Source organism: Actinocorallia sp. A-T 12471 (assembly GCF_033875155.1).
Classification (GTDB): domain Bacteria; phylum Actinomycetota; class Actinomycetes; order Streptosporangiales; family Streptosporangiaceae; genus Actinocorallia.
Genome location: NZ_JAWZTE010000001.1, coordinates 268,116 through 287,853, shown reverse-complemented (window position 1 = coordinate 287,853; position 19,738 = coordinate 268,116). Strand labels below are relative to the sequence as shown.

The following is a 19,738-nucleotide window of genomic DNA, read 5'->3' as shown; positions in this document are numbered from 1 at the left end:
ACGCGACGGCCTCAATCTCCCCGATTCCGTGGAAAGTCGCTCAGACGGCACCGGGAGAAAAGCTCCCCGCAGTCCCTTCGGGACTGCGGGGAAGGTGCGCGCCCGCACGCGGCGTACCCGTGGTCCCCCGGGACCGTGGTGAACGTGCTCACTCGCGGTCCCCTCGGAGACGTGGGGAACGTGCTCGGTCGCAGTCCCCTCGGGACTGCGGGGAAGATGCGCGCCCGCACGCGGCGTACCTGTGGTCCCCCTGGGGCCGTGGGGAACGTGCTCGCTCGCGGTCCCTCGGGGCTGTGGGGAAGACGCTTAGACGCGGATGGGGTGCCGCACCGTGCGTGTCTCGAGGAACGCTGTCATGCGACGGGTGCCGGGCTCCGCGGCACAGTCCTGGGCACCCGGGGAAAGGCTTCCCGCAGTCCCTTCGGGACTGCGGGGAAGGTGTGCGGGCGCACGCGGCGTACCCGTGGTCCCCCCGGGCCCATGGGGAAGCTGCTCGCTCGCGGTCCCCTCGGGACTGCGGGAAGGTGTGCGGCCGCACGCGGTGTACCCGTGGTCGCCACAGGGCCGTGGGGAAGCTGCTCGGTCGTGGTCCTCTCGGGGACGGTGTGCGGGCGGGGTTGCCTTGGGACGTGGGGAACGTGCTCGGGCGCGGTCCCCCCGGACCGTGGGGAACGTGTGCGGGCGCGGTTGCCTTGGGACGGGGGGGAGGGGTTCAGGTGCCGAGGGGGTGCCAGATTGTGCGGGTCTCGAGGAAGGTTGTCATGCGGCGGGGGCTGGGGGGTGCGGTCCAGTCCTGGGTGTTTGGGCGGAGGAGGCGTTTGAGGTTGGTGGTGGCGGCGTGTTCGCAGGTTGTGGCGAGGGCGGGGGAGGCGCCTGTTAGGTCCAGGGCGTTGATGTCCTTGTGGGAGGCGAGCCAGGGGGCCAGTTCTTCGCGTGGGCCGGTGAGGATGTTGACGACGCCGCCGGGGAGGTCGGAGGTGGCGAGGACCTCGGCGAAGGTGATGGCCGTCAGGGGGGCGTCGGCGATGACGATCGCGGTGTTGCCCGTCGCGATGACGGGGGCGAGCACGGAGACCAGGCCGAGGAGGGGGGATTCCTGGGGGGCCAGGACGCCGACGACGCCCGTCGGGACGGGTGTGGAGACGTTGAGGAAGGGGCCCGCGACGGGGTTGGTTCCGCCCGCGATCGCCGTGATCTTGTCGGTCCAGCCCGCGTACCAGACCCAGCGGTCCACCGCCGCGTCGACCTCGGCCTCGGCCGCCGCCTCCGTCAGGCCCCCCGCGCGCAGCTCCGCGACGAACTGGGCGCGCCGGCCCTCGAGCATCTCCGCGATCCGGTACAGGATCTGGCCCCGGTTGTACCCGGTGCGCCCGGCCCATCCCCCGGCCGCCTTGCGGGCCGCGACGACGGCGTCGCGGACGTCCTTGCGCGAGGCGTGGGCGGCGTGCGCGAGGAAGGCGCCGGAGGCGTCGTTCACCACAAATGACCTGCCGGATTCCGAGCGCGGGAACGCCCCGCCGATGAACAGCTTGTAGGTCTTGCGCACTGCCAGCCGCATCGGCCCGCCGTTCCCTCCGCCGGACGCCGGCCCGGCCGCCTGCGCGCGGACGTCCCGCGCGCGCTTGTTCTTCTTGGCCTTCTTAGGCAAGGTAAGCCTCCAGCCCCTGCCTGCCGCCTTCGCGCCCGTAACCGGACTCCTTGAAGCCGCCGAACGGTGACGCCGGGTCGAACTGGTTGAACGTGTTCGCCCACACCACCCCCGCGCGCAGCCGCTCGGCGACGGCGAGAATCCGCGACCCCTTCTCGGTCCAGATCCCAGCAGAAAGCCCATAAGGGCTGTTATTGGCCTTCTCGATCGCCTCGTCCGGAGTCCGGAACGTCAGCACCGAAAGCACAGGCCCGAAGATCTCCTCGCGGGCGATCCGGTGGCTCGCGGAGACCTCGGTGAACACCGTCGGCGCGAACCAGAACCCGCGCTCGGGCAGCGCGCACGGCGGCGTCCAGACCTCGGCACCCTCGGCGACGCCGGAGTCCACAAGTTCCCGGATACGGGCAAGCTGTGCGGCGGAGTTGATCGCCCCGACGTCGGTGTTCTTGTCCAGCGGGTCCCCGACGATGAGGGTCTCCATCCGCGCCCGCAGCCGCTCAAGCAGCTCCCCGGCCACCGACTCCTGCACCAGCAGCCGCGACCCCGCGCAGCACACGTGCCCCTGGTTGAAGAAGATCGCGTTGACGATCCCCTCGACCGCCTCGTCCAGCGGCGCGTCGTCGAACACGATGTTCGCGCCCTTGCCGCCCAGCTCGAGCCCCAGCCGCTTGGACGTGCCCGCGACGCTCCGCGCGATCAGCTTGCCCACCTCGGTGGACCCGGTGAACGCCACCTTGTCGACCCCCGGGTGCTCCACAAGGAGACGACCTGTCTCCCCCGCCCCGGTGACGATGTTGACGACGCCCGGAGGCAGCTCCGCCTGACGGCAGATCTCCGCGAAGGCAAGGGCCGTCAACGGGGTCGTCTCGGCGGGCTTGAGCACGACGGTGTTGCCGCACGCCAGCGCCGGGGCGATCTTCCACGCCAGCATCAGCAGCGGGAAGTTCCACGGGATGACCTGCGCCGTGACGCCCAGCGGGGTGGTGCCGTACCCGGCGTACTCGAGCTTGTCCGCCCAGCCCGCGTGGTAGAAGAAGTGCTGCGCGACCTGCGGAAGGTCGAAGTCGCGGGTCTCCCTGATCGGCTTGCCGTTGTCCAGCGACTCGAGGACGGCCAGCTCCCGCGAGCGCTCCTGGACGATCCTGGCGATCCGGAACAGGTACTTGGCCCGCTCGGCCCCCGGCATCGGCCCCCACACGTCGGTGAAGGCGGCGCGGGCGGCGGCGACGGCGCGGTCGACGTCCTCGGCCCCGGCGAGGGCCACCTCGGCGAGCACCTCCTCGGTCGCCGGGTTGACCGACGGGAAGGTCTCCTTGGCGGCGGTGAACGCGCCGTCGATGAACAGCCCGTAGTCCGCCCGCAGGTCGACCACGGACGTGGACTCGGGGGCCGCCGCGTAGGCGTCTGCGAAGGTCATGGCTAGTCCAGGGAGAAGTAGTCGGGGCCGGAGTAGACGCCGGTGGCGAGCTTCTCCCGCTGCATGAGCAGGTCGTTGAGCAGGCTCGACGCGCCGATCCTGAACAGCGCGGGGTCGAGCCAGCGCGGCCCGGCGACCTCGCGGACCTGGACGAGCATCTTCAGCGCGTCCTTGGTGGTACGTATGCCGCCGGCGGGCTTCACGCCGACGATCCTGCCGGAGTCGGCCGCGTAGTCGCGGACGGCCTGGAGCATCACCAGCACGACGGGCGGGGTCGCGGCGGGCTGGATCTTGCCGGTGGAGGTCTTGATGAAGTCGGCCCCCGCGAGCATCGCCAGCCATGACGCCCTGCGCACGTTGTCGTACGTGGCCAGTTCGCCCGTCTCGAGGATGACCTTGAGGTGGGCGTCCCCGGCGGCGTCCTTGACCGCGACGATCTCGTCGAAGACCTTGGCGTAGTCGCCCGCGAGGAACGCGCCGCGGTCGATCACCATGTCGATCTCGGTGGCCCCGTCGAGCACGGCCTGACGGGTGTCGGCGAGCTTCACCGCGAGCGGCGCGCGCCCGGCGGGGAAGGCGGTGGCGACCGACGCGATCCCGACGCCGGAGTCCCCGAGCGCCTCGACCGCGACCTTCACCAGGTCGGGGTAGACGCACACGGCCCCCACGGTCGGCGCGCCGGGGGCGGTGTGCACGGCCTTGCCGCACAGCGCCCTGACCTTGCCCGGCGTGTCCGCGCCCTCGAGGGTGGTCAGGTCGACCATGGAGATCGCAAGGTCGATCGCGGCGGCCTTGGACTCGTTCTTCACCGACCGGGCGGCGAGCCTGGCCGCGCGGGCGCGCGCCCCGACCTCGTCGACGCCCGGCAGTGCGTGCAGCACGCCCCGCAGCTCTCTGGTACTCGTCACCACCAAAGCATCCGCCATTCCCCCGTCCCCCGCCAAACCCGGCCCCCGAACTGCGGAGATCCCGACAACCGTCCCCATGCCTAGCCACCCCCCTTTGGGGGAATCGCCAAAGGGGAGGAGAGGAGGCGCGATGTTCGAGGAGGCGCAGTACTTCGCCCCGGTCACCAAGGACGAGCACGGCAGGGTGACGGTCGAGCTGGGCAGGGGCCACCCCGGGTTCGCCGACCCGGTCTACCGGGAGCGGCGCAACGAGATCGCCAGGCTCGCGCTGGAACACGAACCCGGCGACCCGCTGCCGGAGGCCGAGTACACCGCGGAGGAGCACGAGGTGTGGCGGCTGGTGTCGGCCGAGCTCGCCGCCAAGCACCTGCGGTACGCGGCCGCGGAGTACCTCGCGGCCAAGGACAGGCTCGGCCTGCCCGTCGACCGCATCCCGCAGCTCCAGGAGGTCGGTGACGCCCTCGGACCGCTCACCGGGTTCGCCTACCTGCCCGCGGCCGGGCTCGTGCCTCTGCGTGAGTTCTACGGCTCCCTGGCCGACTCCCGCTTCCACGCCACCCAGTACATCCGCCACCACAGCACGCCGTTCTACACGCCGGAGCCCGACGTCCTGCACGAGGTGCTGGGACACGGCAACGCCCTTGCGTCCGACCGTTACGCGGCCCTGTACCGGGCGGCGGGAGGGGCGGCGAGACGGGTGGAGACGGCCGAGGCGTTGGAGTTCGTCTCCAAGGTCTTCTGGTTCACGCTCGAGTTCGGGGTGGTCGCCGAAGGGGACGAGCTCAAGGCGTACGGCGCGGGGATTCTGTCGTCGTACGGGGAGATCGAGGAGTTCCGGGCGATGGACGTCCACCCGCTCGACCTGACGGCCATGGGCGGCACCGAGTACGACATCACCAAGTACCAGACCCAGCTGTTCCGCGCCGAGTCCCTTGACCATCTCGAGGACGTCGCGGGCGTCTTCTGGGACACCTGCACCGACGACTCGATCGCCGCGCTCGCCCGGGCCTGAGAAGTCAGCCGACCTTCTTGAGGGTCCCGTCGAAGGAGGGGGCCTGCTCGGCGAGGTCGTTCTCGTTGGCGTACCACTGGTGCCTGAGGCCCTTGCCCCGAGGGGTGAGCCTGACGATGCCCGACTTGTTGGGCGAGCAGTTGGGGGTGCGCTCGTCAAGCCGCAGCTCGGCCTTGGCCGCCTTGACGAACTGGACAGTGCCGCTGCACTCGATCCTGCCGTGCTGGTAGTACTGCACCGACCCGGTGCCCTCGCCCTCGGGAAGCGCGAGCTGCACCTCCCAGCCGGGGTCCTCGGTGGCCAGCGCGCCGCGCCACGTCCCGGCGAAGGCGCGGGAGAAGACCCCCGTCGGCTTCGCGGACGCGGCAAGGCCCTCGGTCGCGGGCGGCCCGTCCGGCTGCTCGTCGCCGAAGGCCGACACGAGCGCCACACCCGCCAGGACGACGCAGGCCCCGACGACGATCCCGGCCGCGAAGGCCGACCGCGCGCTTACGGGACGCCTTCGCCGACGGGCGCGGGTCCTCCGGCCGGAGCCGGGCGGCTGGTGCACGGTAGGGATCTCCCGGGGGGACGGAACTGCGTGCCCCCAAGTATGGACCCCGGGTATGGACCCGGCGGCCGGGAAACCCCCTCCCGTCTCCCGGCCGCCGGGCCGTCGGACCACACGGGAACTTGTGGCCGGCCGCGCGGCGGACGACGCCCGGGGAACCCGTCCGGAGGAGGGGCGGACCCGTCTCACGCTGCCGAGCCCAGTGTGGGCCACCGGACGGCCTCCGCGCACCGGTAAAACCCCAGATCCGGCGCGTTGCCCACGCCACGAACCGGACCTGTCGCCCATCACGTCCGATCCGGGCGGCGTGGCGCGCGCCGGGGTCAGCCCGGGACGCGGGCGACCGCGAAGACCGTCTGACCGAACGGGGGCCGCACGAGCTTCTCGATGAAGCGGGTGGTCGGGATGACCGTGCGGTCGTAGATCTTGACGAGGCGCGGGTCGGGGTAGCCGACGCCGCCGCGCCGCACGGCGGCCCACCAGGCGATGCCGCCGAGGAAGTTGATCGGCTTCAGCACCTCGGCCTCAAGGCCCGCCCCGGCGATGGTCCTGCCGAGCGTCTTGGGGGTGTACCGGGTGACGTGTCCGACCTTTCGGTCGAAGTCCCCGTAAAGCTGCATGTACCCCGGCACCCAGATGACGATCCGGCCGCCCGGCTCGACCACGGCGGCGAGGTCCTTGAGCGCCTGCACGTCCTCGGCGATGTGCTCCAGGACGTTCATCATGACGACCGTGTCGACCTTCTGGCGCAGCTCGACCTTGGCCGGGAGCGCGAGCGAGAGCACCTCGACGTCGCGGTCCTGGGCGTAGCGCTTGCCCAGCTGCTCGACGCAGTACGGGTCGTTGTCGCTCACGGCGAGGTAGTCGAGCCGTCCGGCGAACTGCTCGGAGAAGTGGCCGAGGCCCGACCCGATCTCCAGCAGCGACCGTCCGACGTGCGGCGCGACCATGTCGTATTCGTACTTGCGGTAGTTGCGCGCCTCGTCGCCACCGAGGTGGTTCTCGAGCGCGCCTTCGCCCGCTGCGGGCTGGACCGGCTGGTTCTTCTCGGACACGGGTCACGAGCCTACCGCCGCCCACCGCCCCGCGCCCGCCCTTCAGGCGAGGGTGAGGGCGCGGCCGACCTGTGCGGCGGCGCTGCGCAGCGGGGCCGGGTCGGCGGCCACCCTGCCGAGCCGCTGCGGCCTGCACGACACCGCGAGCGCCCCGACGACCTCGCCCTGGGCGTCGCTGACGGGGACCGCCGCGCAGCCCGTGCCGAGCGCGTACTCCTCGCGGTCGACCGACAGGCCGTCGACGGTGAGGGCGTGCTCAAGGCGGGTCCGCTCGGTGATGGTGTTGCGGGTCAGGGACACCAGCGGGTGACGGGCCAGGTAGTCGCGGCGGCTCGCGGCGTCGAGCTGGCCGAGCAGGCACTTGCCGATCGCGGTGGCGTGCGCGGCCTCGTCGAACTCGACCCACTGTTCGACGCGCGGCGTGCGGGGCGAGTCGGCGATGTCGATGAGCCTGATCCTGTCGTCCTCGTGGACGGCGAGGTAGGCGGCCGCGTTGAGCGACTTGCGCAGGGCGTCGAGGATCGGCCGGATCCGGCCGAGCACGACCTGCCCGCGCCCCCTGCCGTGCAGCTCCCCGACCCGCTCCCCCATCACCCACGCCCCGTCGGGCAGCTTGACGATGTAGCCCTCATGGGCGAGCGTCCGCAACAGGTGGTATGCCGTCGCCAACGGCAGCATGGTCTCCCGCGCCAGCTGCTTGGCCGGCGCGCCCGAAGGATGCCGCGAGATCCGATCAAGCAGATGAAGCGCGCGCTGAACCGACGCGATCAGCGTGGGCCTGCGTGTCTCGTCCATCACGCAAAGCGAACACGCCCCACCCGACCCGGTCAAGCGATTCTGTGTTTTTTGGGCCTCGCTCCGCTCGGCCGGTGATTGGGCGCCTTGAAGTCGCCGTCTTCCCTCCGGACTTGCTCGCCTGGCGGCTCGCAAGTCCTCCGGTCCAGACGGCGACGCGCCCAATCACTCTGAGGCATAAGGCACGAGGCCGTGGCCCCGGCTGAGGAGGAACGCTCTCGGGGCGTTAAGGACCGAGGCCGTGGCCCCGGCTTAGCTGGAACCCTGTGGGTCTTCTGCGGGCGTGTCGGGGGCGGGCGGCAGGATGGGCGGCACCGGGATGCGGCGCTTGGGCTTGCCCGCCATGCGGGCGGGAGTGGGCACGGCGGGCACGGGCGCGGCAGTGGTCTCGTCCGACATGCCTCAGGACACTAACTTCGCGCCCACCACCTCCCGGTGAAGCAGGACCCCTCTGCGCACAAAGACGCGCGGGGCCCGGACGGATTCGTCCCGACCCCGCGCGGCGAGGGAAAGGCTAGAGACGCTCGATGATGGTTGCGTTGGCCTGGCCGCCGCCTTCGCACATGGTTTGGAGGCCGTAGCGGCCGCCGGTGCGCTCGAGTTCGTGGAGGAGCTTGGCCATGAGGATGCCGCCGGTCGCGCCGAGGGGGTGGCCGAGGGCGATGGCGCCGCCGTTGGGGTTGACCTTGGCGGGGTCGGCGCCGATGTCGTGCTGCCAGCCGAGGACGACGGGGGCGAACGCCTCGTTGATCTCGGTGACGTCGATGTCGTCGATCTTCAGGCCGGACTTCTTGAGGGCCTTCTCGGTCGCCGGGATCGGGCCGGTCAGCATGTAGACCGGGTCGGAGCCGGCGAGGGCGAGGGTGTGGATGCGGGCGCGCGGGGTGAGCCCGTGGGTGCGCACGGCCTCCTCGGACGCGATGAGCAGCGCGGACGCGCCGACCGCGATCTGGGAGGAGACGGCGGCGGTGATGACGCCGTCCTCGCGCAGGGTCTTCAGCTGCGCCATCTTCTCCAGCGTGGTGTCCGGGCGGGCGCACTCGTCGCGCTCGACGCCGGCCAGCGGCGCGATCTCGCGGTCGAAGTACCCGGCGGCGATGGCCTTGCCCGCGCGGACGTTGGACTCGAGCGCGAACTCCTCGAGCTGCCGGCGGGTGAGGCCCCACTTCTGCGCCATCAGCTCGGCGCCGCGGAACTGGGAGATCTCCTGCTTGCCGTAGCGCGCGCCCCAGCCCTCGCCCCAGGGCAGGCCCGCGGTCGCGCCGTCGGCGGTGAAGGGCACCGAGGAGCCCATCGGCACCGCGGCCATGTTCTCGACGCCCGCCGCGATGACGAGGTCCTGGGTGCCGGACAGGACGCCCTGCGCGGCGAAGTGGATCGACTGCTGCGAGGAGCCGCACTGACGGTCGATGGTGACGCCGGGAACGCTCTCGGGCAGCCCGGCCGACAGCCACGCGGTGCGGGCGACGTCGAGGGTCTGCTGGCCGACCTGCATGACACAGCCCATGATCACGTCCTCGACGGCGGCCGGGTCGATGCCCGTCCGCTCGACGAGGGACTTGAGCACGTGTGCGCCGAGGTCCGCGGAGTGGACTCCGGCCAGCGCGCCCTTCTTGGTCCCGACGGGGGTACGGACCGCTCCGACGATGTACGCCTCGGCCACTGCGCCTCCAAAGCTCTTAGGGGTGGGTTCCGTCCCGTGTCACTCGGACTTGGGTGGACCGAATGGGGTTCGGTCAGAATCAGCTTACCCGCCGGTACCCCGCAAGTCGAAGGTGACCCCGGACACGAAGCGGAAAAACCGGCCTAGCGCGTGAGCGCGGAAAGGTCGCTGCGATCGCCCAGCGACTCACGGCTCATCCGGTCGAGCAGCCTGACGAGTTCGGGATGCCGCTCGGGGTCCCAGCCCTCGAGCAGGTTGTCGAGGCCGCGCCGCCGCGTCTCCCAGATCCGCTCGGCGAACGCCCGCCCGGTCCCGGTGATCACCAGCAGCTCGCCCTCCCGGTCGACGAGCCCTTCCGCGACGAGCTCGTCAACGTAAGGCCGTCCCTTGTCCCGGGTCGTGTCTGCGGTCCCGGCGAGCTCGCGTCCGGTGACGCTGCCCTCCTGCGCGATCGCGCACAGCGCCCACACGCTGCCCGCGGGCAGGTCGAGGCCGGCGCGCGCGGCGAGCTGCGCGTACAGGACGCGGGCCTTCGGGTCACGGCGCAGCAGCCGGGCCAGGCACGTCTCGAGCTCGGCCCGCGACGACCGCTCGGTCGGCGCGCCCATCGACTCGCCCATGCCCGCCTCGCGCGTCGCGGTCTTCAGCGGCACCTCGCGCAGGAACCAGCTGGCGACGAACGCGAGCGCGGCGACGGGCACCGCGCACAGGAACACCGTCTGGATCGCGTCGGCGTACGCGCCGAGGATCGCCCGCGACTGCTCGGGCGGGAGCGTCCGCAGGATCGCCGAGTTCTCCTGCACCTCGGCCGGGTCGACCCCGGGAGGCAGCTGGATGCCGACCAGCGCCCGGCTGACGTTGGTGGCGAGCTGGTTGCTGAAGATCGTGCCGAACACCGCGACGCCGAACGCCCCGCCGATCGAGCGCAGGAACGTGTTCCCCGACGTCGCCGCCCCGAGGTCCGCGTACGGGCTCGAGTTCTGCACCGCGATGATCAGCACCTGCATGACGCTGCCGAGCCCGACGCCAAGCAGCGCGAAGTAGACGCTCTGCTCCCACACGGGGGTGTCCGGCGCGAGCCGCGAGCACAGCGCGAGCGCGACGGTCATCAGCCCGGTCCCGACGATCGGGAACACCTTGTAGTGCCCGGTCCTGGTGATCAGCAGCCCCGACGTGATCGACGCGGCAAGCACGCCCAGCATCTGCGGGATCAGGCTCAGCCCGGAGACCGTCGGCGACTCCCCCTTCACGACCTGGAGGTAGACCGCGAAGTACGTCACCGACCCGAACAGCGCGAACCCGATGACGAACGCGAGGAACCCCGCGACGGAGAAGACAGGGTTCCCGAACAGGTGCAGCGGCAGCACGGGTTCGGCGGCCCGCCGCTCGGCGAGCCACCACAGCACGAGCAGGACCACGGCCCCGAGGAACAGGCCGATGATCACCGGCGAGCCCCACGAGTACTCGGTGCCGCCCCACGTCGTCCCCAGCACGAGGCACACCGCCGCGCCCGCGATGGCGGCGGTTCCCGCGTAGTCGATCCGGTGCTTCGTCCCGTCGCGTTTGCCGTGCAGCGCGAACGACACCATCGCCAGCGCGACGAGCCCGATCGGCAGGTTGACGTAGAAGACCCACCGCCATGTCAGGTTGTCCACGAAGAACCCGCCGAGCAGCGGCCCGGCGACGCTCGCGACCCCGAACATCGCGCCGAAGAACCCCTGGTACTTGCCGCGTTCCCTGGGCGGGACGACGTCGCCGACGATCGCCATGCCCAGCACGATCAGCCCGCCGCCGCCGAGGCCCTGGAAGGCGCGGAAGACGATGAGCGACAGCATGTCCCAGGCCGCGCCGCACAGGGCCGACCCCACGAGGAAGACGATGATGGCCGCGACATACAGGGGTTTGCGCCCGTACTGGTCGCCGAGCTTGCCCCACAGCGGCGTCGAGGCGGTACTGGCCAGGAGGTAAGCGGTGACGACCCACGACAGGTGGTTGAGGCCGCCGAACTCGCTGACGATCGTCGGCAGCGCGGTCGACACGATCGTCTGGTCGAGCGCGCCGAGCAGTATGCCGAGCATCAGCGCGGCGATGACGACCCACACGCCCCCGCGCGAAGTCTCCCCCGTGTGCCGCCCCATGCCGCCTCTCGCGCCGCCCGTGATGCCGTGCCCGTCCCCTCAGTCAGGACGCCTACCCGCGACGCGTTCCGGGGCAATCCCCGCGCCCCTTCAAGATTCCCCAGGTTCGACGTGCGGGGGCGCGGTCTACTGTGGGCGCATGGACGGCCTCGTCACCCTCGCGCTGCTCGCGATCCTCGCCGCCTTCTGCGTCCGCTGGGTCGCGTTGAAGTTGCGGCTGCCCGCACCCCTCGCGAGCTCGGTCGCGATTGTTTTTGTCCTTGTTGTTCTGGGTTTGTGGGGCGAGACACTGAATTAACGGCGAACCGTACGGCTCCCCCGCACGTCTCATCGTGTTGACCATGCCCTGGGGAGGGAGCCGCCGTGTCGACCACCGCCGCCGTCGCAGGAACCCTTTCCACCTTCCTCGTCAGGCTCGCCGACTTCGCCGAGCCGTCGCCGCACGACGACGTCCTCGACGTGTGCTGCGGGCCGAGCCTCATGACGCACGCGCTCGACGGCAGGGTCGGGCGGATCACCGCCGCCGCGATCGGGGCAGGGGATTCCGGGCAGTCCGGGCAGGTGCACGCCGACCCGACCGCGCTGCCGTTCGCCGACGGGTCGTTCTCGCTGGTCACCGCGCGCTTCGCGCTGCACCGCCTGGCCGATCCCGCCGCCGCGCTCGCGGAGATGCTGCGGGTGTGCCACCCGTCGGGCCGGATCGTCGTCGCCGACCTCTCCCGCACGAACCTGTCGAGCGACCACCGCGACGCGCTGGAACGCGTCCGCGACCCCGGATTCCGGTCGATCCCCCGCATAGACGACCTCATCGGCATGGTCGAGGGCGCGGGCGCGCGGATCACCGGGATGGACCTGCTGAGCGTCGAGCGCCCGGCCGCGCCCTGGCTCGAGGCCGCGCCCGACCCGCGGATCGCCGAGCGGCTGCGCGAGGTGCTGCTCGCCGAGGTGGACGGCGGCCCGAAGACCGGTGCGAGCCCGCGCGTCATCGGCGGCGAGCTGTGGTTCACCCAGACCTGGGCGCACCTGGCGGCCCGGCCCCGCTGAGGCTCAGTCCAGGGGGAGCTCGAACCAGACTGCCTTGCCGTTGGGGGTCGGGCGCGATCCCCAGCGTGCCGCGATCTGGTCGACGAGGTAGAGGCCGCGGCCGCCCTCGTCGGTCTCGCCGGCGTTGCGGATTCTGGGCAGCCGCAGGTCGGGGTCGAAGACCTCGACCCACAGCGCGCGCGCGCCGCGCCGCAGCCTCAGCCGGAACTCCGGCTTGACGGGCTCCGGCCTGCCGAGGCCGCCGCTGAGGTCCCAGTCGTCCTCATCGAACGACAGCTCGGGCGCGCCGACCAGGGCGCGTTTCTGCGCGGGGACGTTGGTGGCGTGCAGCACGACGTTGGTGACGATCTCCGACACCAGCAGGCACGCGGTCTCGGCGGCGTCGTCGCCGAGGCCCCAAGCGGTGAAGGCGTCCGACGCGAGCCGCCGCGCCTCCGAGACCATGATCGGCTCGGCCGGGAAGGTGCGCTCGCGCACCGCGAGCTCCTCGGGCGCGGTCCTGATGACGACGAGCGCGACGTCGTCGTCGATCTCGCCGGGGACCGCGGAGAACACCGCGTGCGCGACGCCCTCGACGTCGCCGCGCGCGGCCCGCGCGACCGCCTCGCGGACCAGGCCGCGCGACTCCTCGCCGGTGAAGAACGAGCCGTCGGCCTTGGGCCTGCGCTCGATCAGGCCGTCGGTGTACAGCACGAGCATGCTGCCGGGCGCGAGGACGACCGTCTCCTCCTCGAAGACTGTGTCGCCGCCGAAGCCGGCCGAGCGCATCCCGAGCATCGCGCCCGTGGAGCGGCTGAAGTCGAGGTCGCCGACGATGTCGCCGACGGCCAGCAGCGGCGGGTGGTGCCCGGCGTTGGCCCAGGTCAGCTCGCGCGACCAGGCGTCGTAGACGAAGTAGCTGCACGACACCAGCGGCGGGCGCGGCGAGTCAGGGCGGGCCATGCCGCGCGTCCACTCATCCAGTTTGCGCATGATGTCGGCGGGTGACTTGTCGTCCTGGGCGAAGGCGCGCAGCGCGGCGCGCAGCTGGCCCATGACGGCGGCGGCGCGGGCCCCCCTGCCCTCGACGTCGCCGATGACGATGCCGACGCGCCCGGCCGACAGCGGGATCACGTCGTACCAGTCTCCGCCGACCTGGGTCTGCACGCCCTGGCCGTGCGACTCCAGCGGCGGCGCGGGCTCGTAGCGCCAGGCGATCTTCAGGCCGTCGAGGTCGGGCGGGCGTTCTCCGGGCAGGAGCTGGCGCTGGAAGGCGAGCGCGGTCTGGCGCTCCTCCTCGAACAGAAGCGCGTTGTCGATCGACAGCGCCACCCGGGAGGCGATCGCGCCGACGAGGGTGCGGTCGAACTCGTCGTAGTGCGGGTCGGGGCGGCGGCCGAGGTTCGACAGGGCGAGGCTCATCACGCCGAGGACCTCGCCGCGCGCGACGAGCGGCGCGGCGATCAGCGAGGTGACGCCGAAGTCGCTGTTCGGGCCGGTCGACTCGGCGAGGACGGCGTCGCGGCGGCGGATGGCCTTGGCCGCGAGGTCGTCATAGGGGTAGTCGACCTGCTCGCCGGGTTCGGCCCAGGTGCCGGGCGGCGGGGTCCAGCCGCGCGCGTGCTCGGCGACCCTGCGGACCAGCTTGTCGCCGGTGACGAGGTCGATGAACAGGTGGTCGGCGAACTGCGGGACCAGGGTCCCGGCGACCGCGCGCAGGGTCACGTCGAGTTCGAGTGAGGCGGCGAGGCGGGTGCCGATGCGGTCGAGCAGGCCGTATCTGTCCTGTTCGCGCTGGTTGCTGCGCAGCGCCTCGCGGGCGAAGATCGCGACCCCGTCGATCGAGCCTGACGGGTGGCGCAGCGGCACCGCCTGGGCGCGGGTGTACACCGGGGTGCCGTCGTCGCGCAGATTGCAGAACGTGCCCTCCCAGACGCCGCCGCGCAGGACATGCCTGGCCAGGTCCATTGCCTGGTCGTGGTCCTCCTCGGCGATGCCCAGCGAGAGCACGCTCTGCCCGATGAACTCGTCGCCGCCGAAGCCGAACAGCTTCTTGGCGAACGCGTTGAACGAGATGATGTTGCTGAAGCGGTCGGTGACGATGACCGCCATCTCCACCTGGCCGAACACGGTCTCCGGCGGCAGCTCGGCGTCGAAGGCGTGGCCGCCGAAACCGCGTGCGGAATCCGGCGCGGCGTCGTGCGCGCCCACGGCCTGCGCGCCGACGGCGGGCGGCGCACCCTCCTCGGCGGCACCCCACTGGCTCATCCGCTCACCTCCGGCGCCCATTCAACGACGAACGCCGGGCGCGCGGCGGGCAAAACATGGAGATCGTCGGCCAAGTTGTCCGCGGGTGCGGCGGACGGACACCCGGCGGGCGGGTCGTCGGCTGAGTCCTCGCAGAGCAGGGTGTCGAACGGCAAGACGTCAGAGCTTCGCGACGAAGACGTGCTCGGCGATGCGCCGAGGCAGCTCTGTCTCAGGACCATCCCCGGAGTCGTCACAGATAACTCGCACACCATCGTCGTCGCCTACCGCGAGTGTCACCTCGCGTCCGGGTTGTATCCCGATCTGCTTGAGTTTAAGCATTTGATCGTGATCCGCCTGGACCTGTTCGCCGATCCGCCGGATCACCGCGGCCTGGCCGTCGCGCGTGGCGGCCGTGGTCATCGCCGTGACGGGCTCCGCGGAGGCCGCCGCCTGGCCGCCGAGCTCCTCAAGACCGGGGATCGGGTTGCCGTGCGGGCACGCGGTCGGGTTGTCCAGCAGGGCCACCAACCTGGCCTCCACCTGCTCGGACATGACGTGCTCCCAGCGGCACGCCTCGGCGTGCACGTCCTCCCAGGGCAGTCCGATCACGTTGACGAGCAGGCACTCGGCGAGCCGGTGCTTGCGCATGACGCGGACCGCGAGCTCGCGGCCGGATTCGGTCAGCACGAGATGCCTGTCGCCCTCGACCCGCAGCAGGCCGTCGCGCTCCATCCTGGCGACCGTCTGGCTCACCGTCGGGCCGCTCTGCGACAGGCGCTCGGCTATCCGCGCCCGCAGCGGGACGATCCCCTCTTCCTCAAGCTCGAACACCGTGCGGAGATACATCTCCGTAGTGTCGATCAGTCCGTGTGAGCTCAAGGTCCCTCCACTCTCCAGCTCGCAGTCTACTTCTCAGCCACCCTCCAGATGCCCGAGTCTCCGGGCTTTGTTCAGCGTTTTCGGCCCACCTGGTTATTCCGTGTCGCCAGGGAGGCCGGGAACGTCGCGGATCGGACGGTCGCCGGGCCCGACGTAGCGCGCGCTGGGACGGACGAGACGGCCCGTCCGCTTCTGTTCGAGGATGTGCGCCGCCCACCCGGCGGTCCGCCCGCAGGTGAACATCGCGGGCATCATGGCGGTGGGAACCTCGGCGAAGTCGAGGATAACCGCAGCCCAGAACTCCACGTTCGTCTCGATCGCCCGGTCGGGCCTGCGCTCGTGCAGGACGGCGAGGGCGGCGTCCTCAAGGGCCTTGGCCGCCTCGTAGCGCGGCGCGCCGAGCTCGCGCGCGGTCCTGCGCAGCACCCGCGCCCTGGGGTCCTCGGCCCGGTAGACCCGGTGCCCGAACCCCATGAGACGGTCTCCGCGATCAAGGATGCCGGTGACGACCCCGCGCGCGTCGCCGCTGCGCTCGACCTCGGCGACCATCGGCAGCACCCGGGCCGGAGCGCCGCCGTGCAGGGGCCCGGACATCGCGCCGACCGCCCCGGACATGGCGGCGGCGACGTCCGCGCCGGTGGAGGCGATCACCCGCGCGGTGAAGGTCGAGGCGTTCATGCCGTGCTCGGCGGCCGAGACCCAGTAGGCGTCGATGGCCCTGACGTGGCGCGGGTCGGGCTCGCCGCGCCAGCGGACCATGAACCGCTCGGTCGCGCCCGTCGCGGCGTCCACGAGGTGCTGGGGGACGTCGGGCAGCTCCGCACCCCGGGCGCTCTGAGCGGCGAAGGACAGGGCGAGGGCGGAGACTCGCGCGAGGTCGGCGCGGGCCTCGGCGTCTGAGGCGTCGAGCAGGGGCCGCAGCCCGTAGGTCTGGGAGAGGGTCGGCAGGGACGCCTGGACGTCGACCCTGACGTCGCCCGAGCTGACCGGCAGCGGGTGCGGCGGGTCGGCGTCGAGGCCGGGGTCGAAGGAGTCGTCCACGAGCAGGCCCCAGACCCTCTCGAACGGGACCTTCCCGACGAGTTCCTCGATGTCGACGCCCCGGTAGCGCAGCGCGCCGCCTTCCTTGTCCGGCTCGGCGATCGCGGTCTCGAAGGCGACGACGCCCTCAAGACCCGGCTTGAAGTCACTCATGCGGCCCGCCTCTCCAGCCCGGCGGCCGGGGTCACGCCCATGGACCCCGCCCTCACCCGGACTCCGCCCTCACGCAGAGCAGTACCCCCGCGCGCCCGGCGCGTCCCACCGGGGATGAGAAGCTTGATGACCGTGGATCGTTCACTCGCGGACCCCGCGCACCTCCGGATCTCCTACGACAGGGGCGAACTCGCCGAAGACTCCGCCCCCGCCGAGCCCTTCGCGCTGTTCACGAGCTGGTTCGCCGACGCCGTCAGCGCCGGGCTGCCCGAGCCGAACGCCATGGTCCTGGCCACCGCGTCGGCCGACGGCGAGCCGCGCGCGCGGACGGTCCTGCTGAAGGGCTTCAAGACCGACGGGTTCCGCTTCTTCACCAACCACGCCTCGCGCAAGGGCAGGGACCTCGCGGAGAACCCCCGGGCGAGCCTGCTGTTCCCGTGGCACCCGATCCACCGGCAGGTGATCGTCGGGGGGACGTGCGTCAGGCTGCCCGACGACGAGTCCGCCGCCTACTTCCGGTCCCGGCCTTACGGATCGCGCCTCGGCGCGTGGGCGTCACACCAGTCCTCGGTGATCGCCGGGCGGGCCGAACTGGAGAATCGGTTCGCCGAATCCGCGGCCCGATGGCCGGAAGCGGACGACGTGCCTGTGCCGGACTTCTGGGGCGGCTACCTCGTCGAGCCGTCCTACGTCGAGTTCTGGCAGGGCCGTCCCGACCGGCTGCACGACAGGCTGCGCTACACCCGTGAAGGCGGCGGCTGGCTGCGGGAGCGCCTGGCTCCGTGAGACTCCTGCTCGACGTCACCCCCCTGCGCAACCCCGCCTACCGGCGGCTGTGGATCGGCAACGGGGTCTCGTTCATCGGCTTCCAGGTGACCGCCGTCGCAGTTCCCGTCCAGGTGTGGCACCTGACCGAGTCGTCCTTCTGGGTGGGCGTGCTCAGCATGGTCACGCTCGTCCCGCTGATCGTCTTCGGGCTGTGGGGCGGCGCGGTCGCCGACCACATGGACCGCCGCCGCCTGCTCGTGTGGTCGTCGGTGCTCACCTGGGCGGCCACGCTCGGCCTGCTGGGCCAGGCCGTCCTCGGGCTCGACCAGCTGTGGATCATCATGGCGGTCACCGCGCTCCAGTCGACCGGCTTCGCGGTGTCCTCGCCGACGCGCGGGGCGATCATCCCCCGGCTGTTCCCGGCCGCGATGATCCCGGCGGCCAACACGCTGACGTACACGTTCACCCAGGCCGCGACGCTCGGCGGGCCGCTGCTCGCGGGCGTCATCCTCGCCACGGGCTCCTACGCGTGGGCGTACGCGCTGGACGCCGTGCTGTTCACGGTCATGCTGTGGGCGGCGTTCCGGCTCCCGTCGATCCCGCCGCAGTCCGACGGAACCGTCCTCGGGACGCCGGGCCTGCGCTCGGTCCTCGACGGGCTGCGGTTCCTGTGGACGCAACCCGTCCTGCTGCTCTCGTTCGTCGTGGACATCATCGCCATGGGCGTCGCCATGCCCAGGGCGCTTTTCCCCGAACTTGCCGAGACGCGCTTCGGCGACACGCCCGACGGCGGCTTCGCCGTCGGCTGGCTGTACGCGTCGATCGGGATCGGCGCGGTGCTCGGCGGGCTGTTCTCCGGCTGGATCGGCAGAGTCCGCCGCCAGGGCCTCGCGCTGATCGTCGCGGTCGCGCTCTGGGGCGTCGCGGTCGCGCTCGCCGGCCTCCAGCAGTCGCTGTGGCTGGCGGTGCTGCTGCTGGCCCTGGGCGGGGTCGCCGACCTCGTCTCGGCGGTGTTCCGGCAGACGATCCTGCAGACGTACGCGCCCGACGAGATGCGCGGGCGCGTCCAGGGGATCTTCACCGTGGTCGTCGCGGGCGGGCCGCGCCTCGGCGACCTGCGCGCGGGACTGATGGCCGTCGCGTTCGGCGCGGGCGTGTCGTGGGTGGTCGGCGGGATCGCGTGCGCCGTCCTCGTCGTGGTCGTCGGCGCGGCGTTCCCCGCCCTGGCCAGGTATCGCGCGCCGGGCGGCGGACCGGAGGAACGATCTTCGACGCAGGTCACGTAGGCTGTGCTGACGTGAGCGACATCGTCATCCCCGCTGAGATCAAGCCCGCCGACGGCCGATTCGGCTGCGGCCCCTCCAAGGTACGGCCCGAGCAGCTCAAGGCGCTGTACGAGTCCGGCAGCACCTACTTCGGCACCTCGCACCGCCAGAAGCCGGTCAAGTCGCTGTTCGGCCGGATCCGCTCCGGTCTGACCGACCTGTTCCAGCTCCCGGACGGCTACCAGGTCCTGCTCAGCAACGGCGGCACCACCGCGTTCTGGGACACCGCCGCGTTCGGCCTGGTCAGGGCCAAGTCGCAGCACCTGTCGTTCGGCGAGTTCTCCTCGAAGTTCGGCAAGGTCGTCTCCGGCGCGCCCTGGCTGGACGAGCCGACGATCATCTCCTCCGAGCCGGGCACGCACCCGCTGGCCCGTCCCGAGGAGGGCGTCGACGTCTACGCGCTCACCCACAACGAGACCTCCACCGGCGTGGCGATGCCGATCAAGCGGGTCGTGGACGACGAGTCCCTGGTCCTCGTCGACGCCACCTCCGGCGCCGGCGGCCTGCCCGTCGACGTCTCCGAGACCGACGTCTACTACTTCGCGCCGCAGAAGTGCTTCGCCGCCGACGGCGGCCTGTGGGTCGCGATCGTCTCGCCCAAGGCCCTGGCCAGGATCGACGAGATCGCCGCGTCCGGAAGGTACATCCCGGAGTTCTTCAACCTGAAGACCATCGTGGACAACTCCTCCAAGGACCAGACCTACAACACCCCGGCCGTGGGCACCGCGCTGCTGTTCGCCGAGCAGATCGAGTGGATGAACGTCAACGGGGGCCTTGCCTGGACCACCGAGCGGACCGCCGACTCGTCCTCCCGGCTGTACGGGTGGGCCGAGAAGTCCGAGGTCGCGACCCCGTTCGTGACCGACCCCGCCGACCGCTCCCAGGTCGTCGGCACGATCGACTTCGCCGAGGGCGTGGACGCCGCCGCGATCGCCAAGACGCTGCGCGCCAACGGCATCGTGGACACCGAGCCGTACCGCAAGCTTGGCAAGAACCAGCTGCGCGTCGGCATGTTCCCGGCGATCGACCCGGCCGACGTCGAGGCGCTGACCGTCTGCGTCGACTACGTGCTCGAGCGGCTGTAGCCGACCGCCCACCCCAGGCCGGGGCATC

Annotated in this window: 18 protein-coding genes; 6 read left to right on the top strand and 12 right to left on the bottom strand. The window is 71.6% G+C overall.

Going from position 1 to position 19,738, the window contains the following annotated elements; all coding sequences use genetic code 11:
* Positions 1-712 precede the first annotated feature (712 nt).
* The 3 genes from R9X44_RS01420 to deoC all read right to left on the bottom strand — a co-directional run bounded on the left by R9X44_RS01420 (position 713) and on the right by deoC (position 3,973).
* Positions 713-1,558, bottom strand: coding sequence for an aldehyde dehydrogenase family protein (locus R9X44_RS01420; protein WP_319812772.1), 846 nt, complete (start codon positions 1,556-1,558; stop codon positions 713-715).
* An 82-nt stretch (positions 1,559-1,640) separates the two neighbouring features.
* Positions 1,641-3,065: an aldehyde dehydrogenase family protein gene (locus tag R9X44_RS01415; protein WP_319812074.1), complete on the bottom strand. Its 1,425-nt coding sequence runs from the start codon at positions 3,063-3,065 to the stop codon at positions 1,641-1,643.
* 2 nt (positions 3,066-3,067) lie between these two features.
* Complete coding sequence (deoC, locus tag R9X44_RS01410) at positions 3,068-3,973, bottom strand: deoxyribose-phosphate aldolase (protein WP_319812073.1); 906 nt, start codon at positions 3,971-3,973, stop codon at positions 3,068-3,070.
* 130 nt (positions 3,974-4,103) lie between these two features.
* On the opposite strand from deoC, the gene R9X44_RS01405 reads away from it, so the two are divergent.
* Positions 4,104-4,985, top strand: coding sequence for a phenylalanine 4-monooxygenase (locus tag R9X44_RS01405; protein ID WP_319812072.1), 882 nt, complete (start codon positions 4,104-4,106; stop codon positions 4,983-4,985).
* A gap of 4 nt (positions 4,986-4,989) precedes the next feature.
* On the opposite strand, the gene R9X44_RS01400 is transcribed toward R9X44_RS01405, so the two are convergent.
* The 6 genes from R9X44_RS01400 to R9X44_RS01375 form a co-directional block, all read right to left on the bottom strand.
* Complete coding sequence (locus tag R9X44_RS01400; protein WP_319812071.1) at positions 4,990-5,535, bottom strand: hypothetical protein; 546 nt, start codon at positions 5,533-5,535, stop codon at positions 4,990-4,992.
* 323 nt (positions 5,536-5,858) lie between these two features.
* Positions 5,859-6,590, bottom strand: coding sequence for a class I SAM-dependent methyltransferase (locus tag R9X44_RS01395; protein WP_319812070.1), 732 nt, complete (start codon positions 6,588-6,590; stop codon positions 5,859-5,861).
* Between the two features lie 42 nt (positions 6,591-6,632).
* A complete protein-coding gene (locus tag R9X44_RS01390; protein ID WP_319812069.1) occupies positions 6,633-7,385 on the bottom strand; it encodes an IclR family transcriptional regulator in 753 nt (250 codons plus the stop codon).
* Positions 7,386-7,637: 252 nt separating this feature from the next.
* The gene (locus R9X44_RS01385) at positions 7,638-7,784 is read right to left on the bottom strand and encodes a hypothetical protein (RefSeq protein ID WP_319812068.1); all 147 of its coding nucleotides are present in this window, start codon (positions 7,782-7,784) and stop codon (positions 7,638-7,640) included.
* A 115-nt stretch (positions 7,785-7,899) separates the two neighbouring features.
* Positions 7,900-9,048 carry an acetyl-CoA C-acetyltransferase gene (locus R9X44_RS01380; RefSeq protein ID WP_319812067.1) on the bottom strand — a complete coding sequence of 383 codons (1,149 nt, stop codon included), beginning with the start codon at positions 9,046-9,048 and terminating at the stop codon, positions 7,900-7,902.
* 143 nt (positions 9,049-9,191) lie between these two features.
* The gene (locus R9X44_RS01375) at positions 9,192-11,150 is read right to left on the bottom strand and encodes an MFS transporter (RefSeq protein ID WP_319812066.1); all 1,959 of its coding nucleotides are present in this window, start codon (positions 11,148-11,150) and stop codon (positions 9,192-9,194) included.
* A 175-nt stretch (positions 11,151-11,325) separates the two neighbouring features.
* On the opposite strand from R9X44_RS01375, the gene R9X44_RS01370 reads away from it, so the two are divergent.
* Together R9X44_RS01370 and R9X44_RS01365 are read left to right on the top strand one after the other, a co-directional pair.
* A complete protein-coding gene (locus tag R9X44_RS01370; protein WP_319812065.1) occupies positions 11,326-11,484 on the top strand; it encodes a hypothetical protein in 159 nt (52 codons plus the stop codon).
* A gap of 65 nt (positions 11,485-11,549) precedes the next feature.
* On the top strand, positions 11,550-12,230 hold the full coding sequence (locus R9X44_RS01365) for a class I SAM-dependent methyltransferase (protein WP_319812064.1): 681 nt from the start codon (positions 11,550-11,552) through the stop codon (positions 12,228-12,230).
* Positions 12,231-12,233: 3 nt separating this feature from the next.
* On the opposite strand, the gene R9X44_RS01360 is transcribed toward R9X44_RS01365, so the two are convergent.
* The 3 genes from R9X44_RS01360 to R9X44_RS01350 all read right to left on the bottom strand — a co-directional run bounded on the left by R9X44_RS01360 (position 12,234) and on the right by R9X44_RS01350 (position 16,532).
* The gene (locus R9X44_RS01360; RefSeq protein WP_319812063.1) at positions 12,234-14,477 is read right to left on the bottom strand and encodes a SpoIIE family protein phosphatase; all 2,244 of its coding nucleotides are present in this window, start codon (positions 14,475-14,477) and stop codon (positions 12,234-12,236) included.
* Positions 14,478-14,636: 159 nt separating this feature from the next.
* Entirely contained in the window at positions 14,637-15,338 is a 702-nt protein-coding gene (locus R9X44_RS01355) for a metal-dependent transcriptional regulator (protein ID WP_319812062.1), read from the bottom strand.
* A 93-nt stretch (positions 15,339-15,431) separates the two neighbouring features.
* Complete coding sequence (locus R9X44_RS01350) at positions 15,432-16,532, bottom strand: citrate synthase 2 (RefSeq protein WP_319812061.1); 1,101 nt, start codon at positions 16,530-16,532, stop codon at positions 15,432-15,434.
* Positions 16,533-16,658: 126 nt separating this feature from the next.
* Here R9X44_RS01350 and pdxH point away from each other — a divergent pair, with 126 nt between their 5' ends.
* The 3 genes from pdxH to serC are packed head-to-tail and all read left to right on the top strand — an operon-like array spanning position 16,659 to position 19,710.
* Positions 16,659-17,318, top strand: a complete 660-nt coding sequence (gene pdxH / locus R9X44_RS01345; protein WP_319812060.1) for a pyridoxamine 5'-phosphate oxidase — start codon at positions 16,659-16,661, stop codon at positions 17,316-17,318.
* Positions 17,315-18,586, top strand: coding sequence for an MFS transporter (locus tag R9X44_RS01340; protein WP_319812059.1), 1,272 nt, complete (start codon positions 17,315-17,317; stop codon positions 18,584-18,586). Before pdxH ends, R9X44_RS01340 begins: the two co-directional genes overlap by 4 nt.
* Before the next feature lie 11 nt (positions 18,587-18,597).
* Positions 18,598-19,710 carry a phosphoserine transaminase gene (gene serC / locus R9X44_RS01335; RefSeq protein WP_319812058.1) on the top strand — a complete coding sequence of 371 codons (1,113 nt, stop codon included), beginning with the start codon at positions 18,598-18,600 and terminating at the stop codon, positions 19,708-19,710.
* Positions 19,711-19,738: the final 28 nt, after the last annotated feature.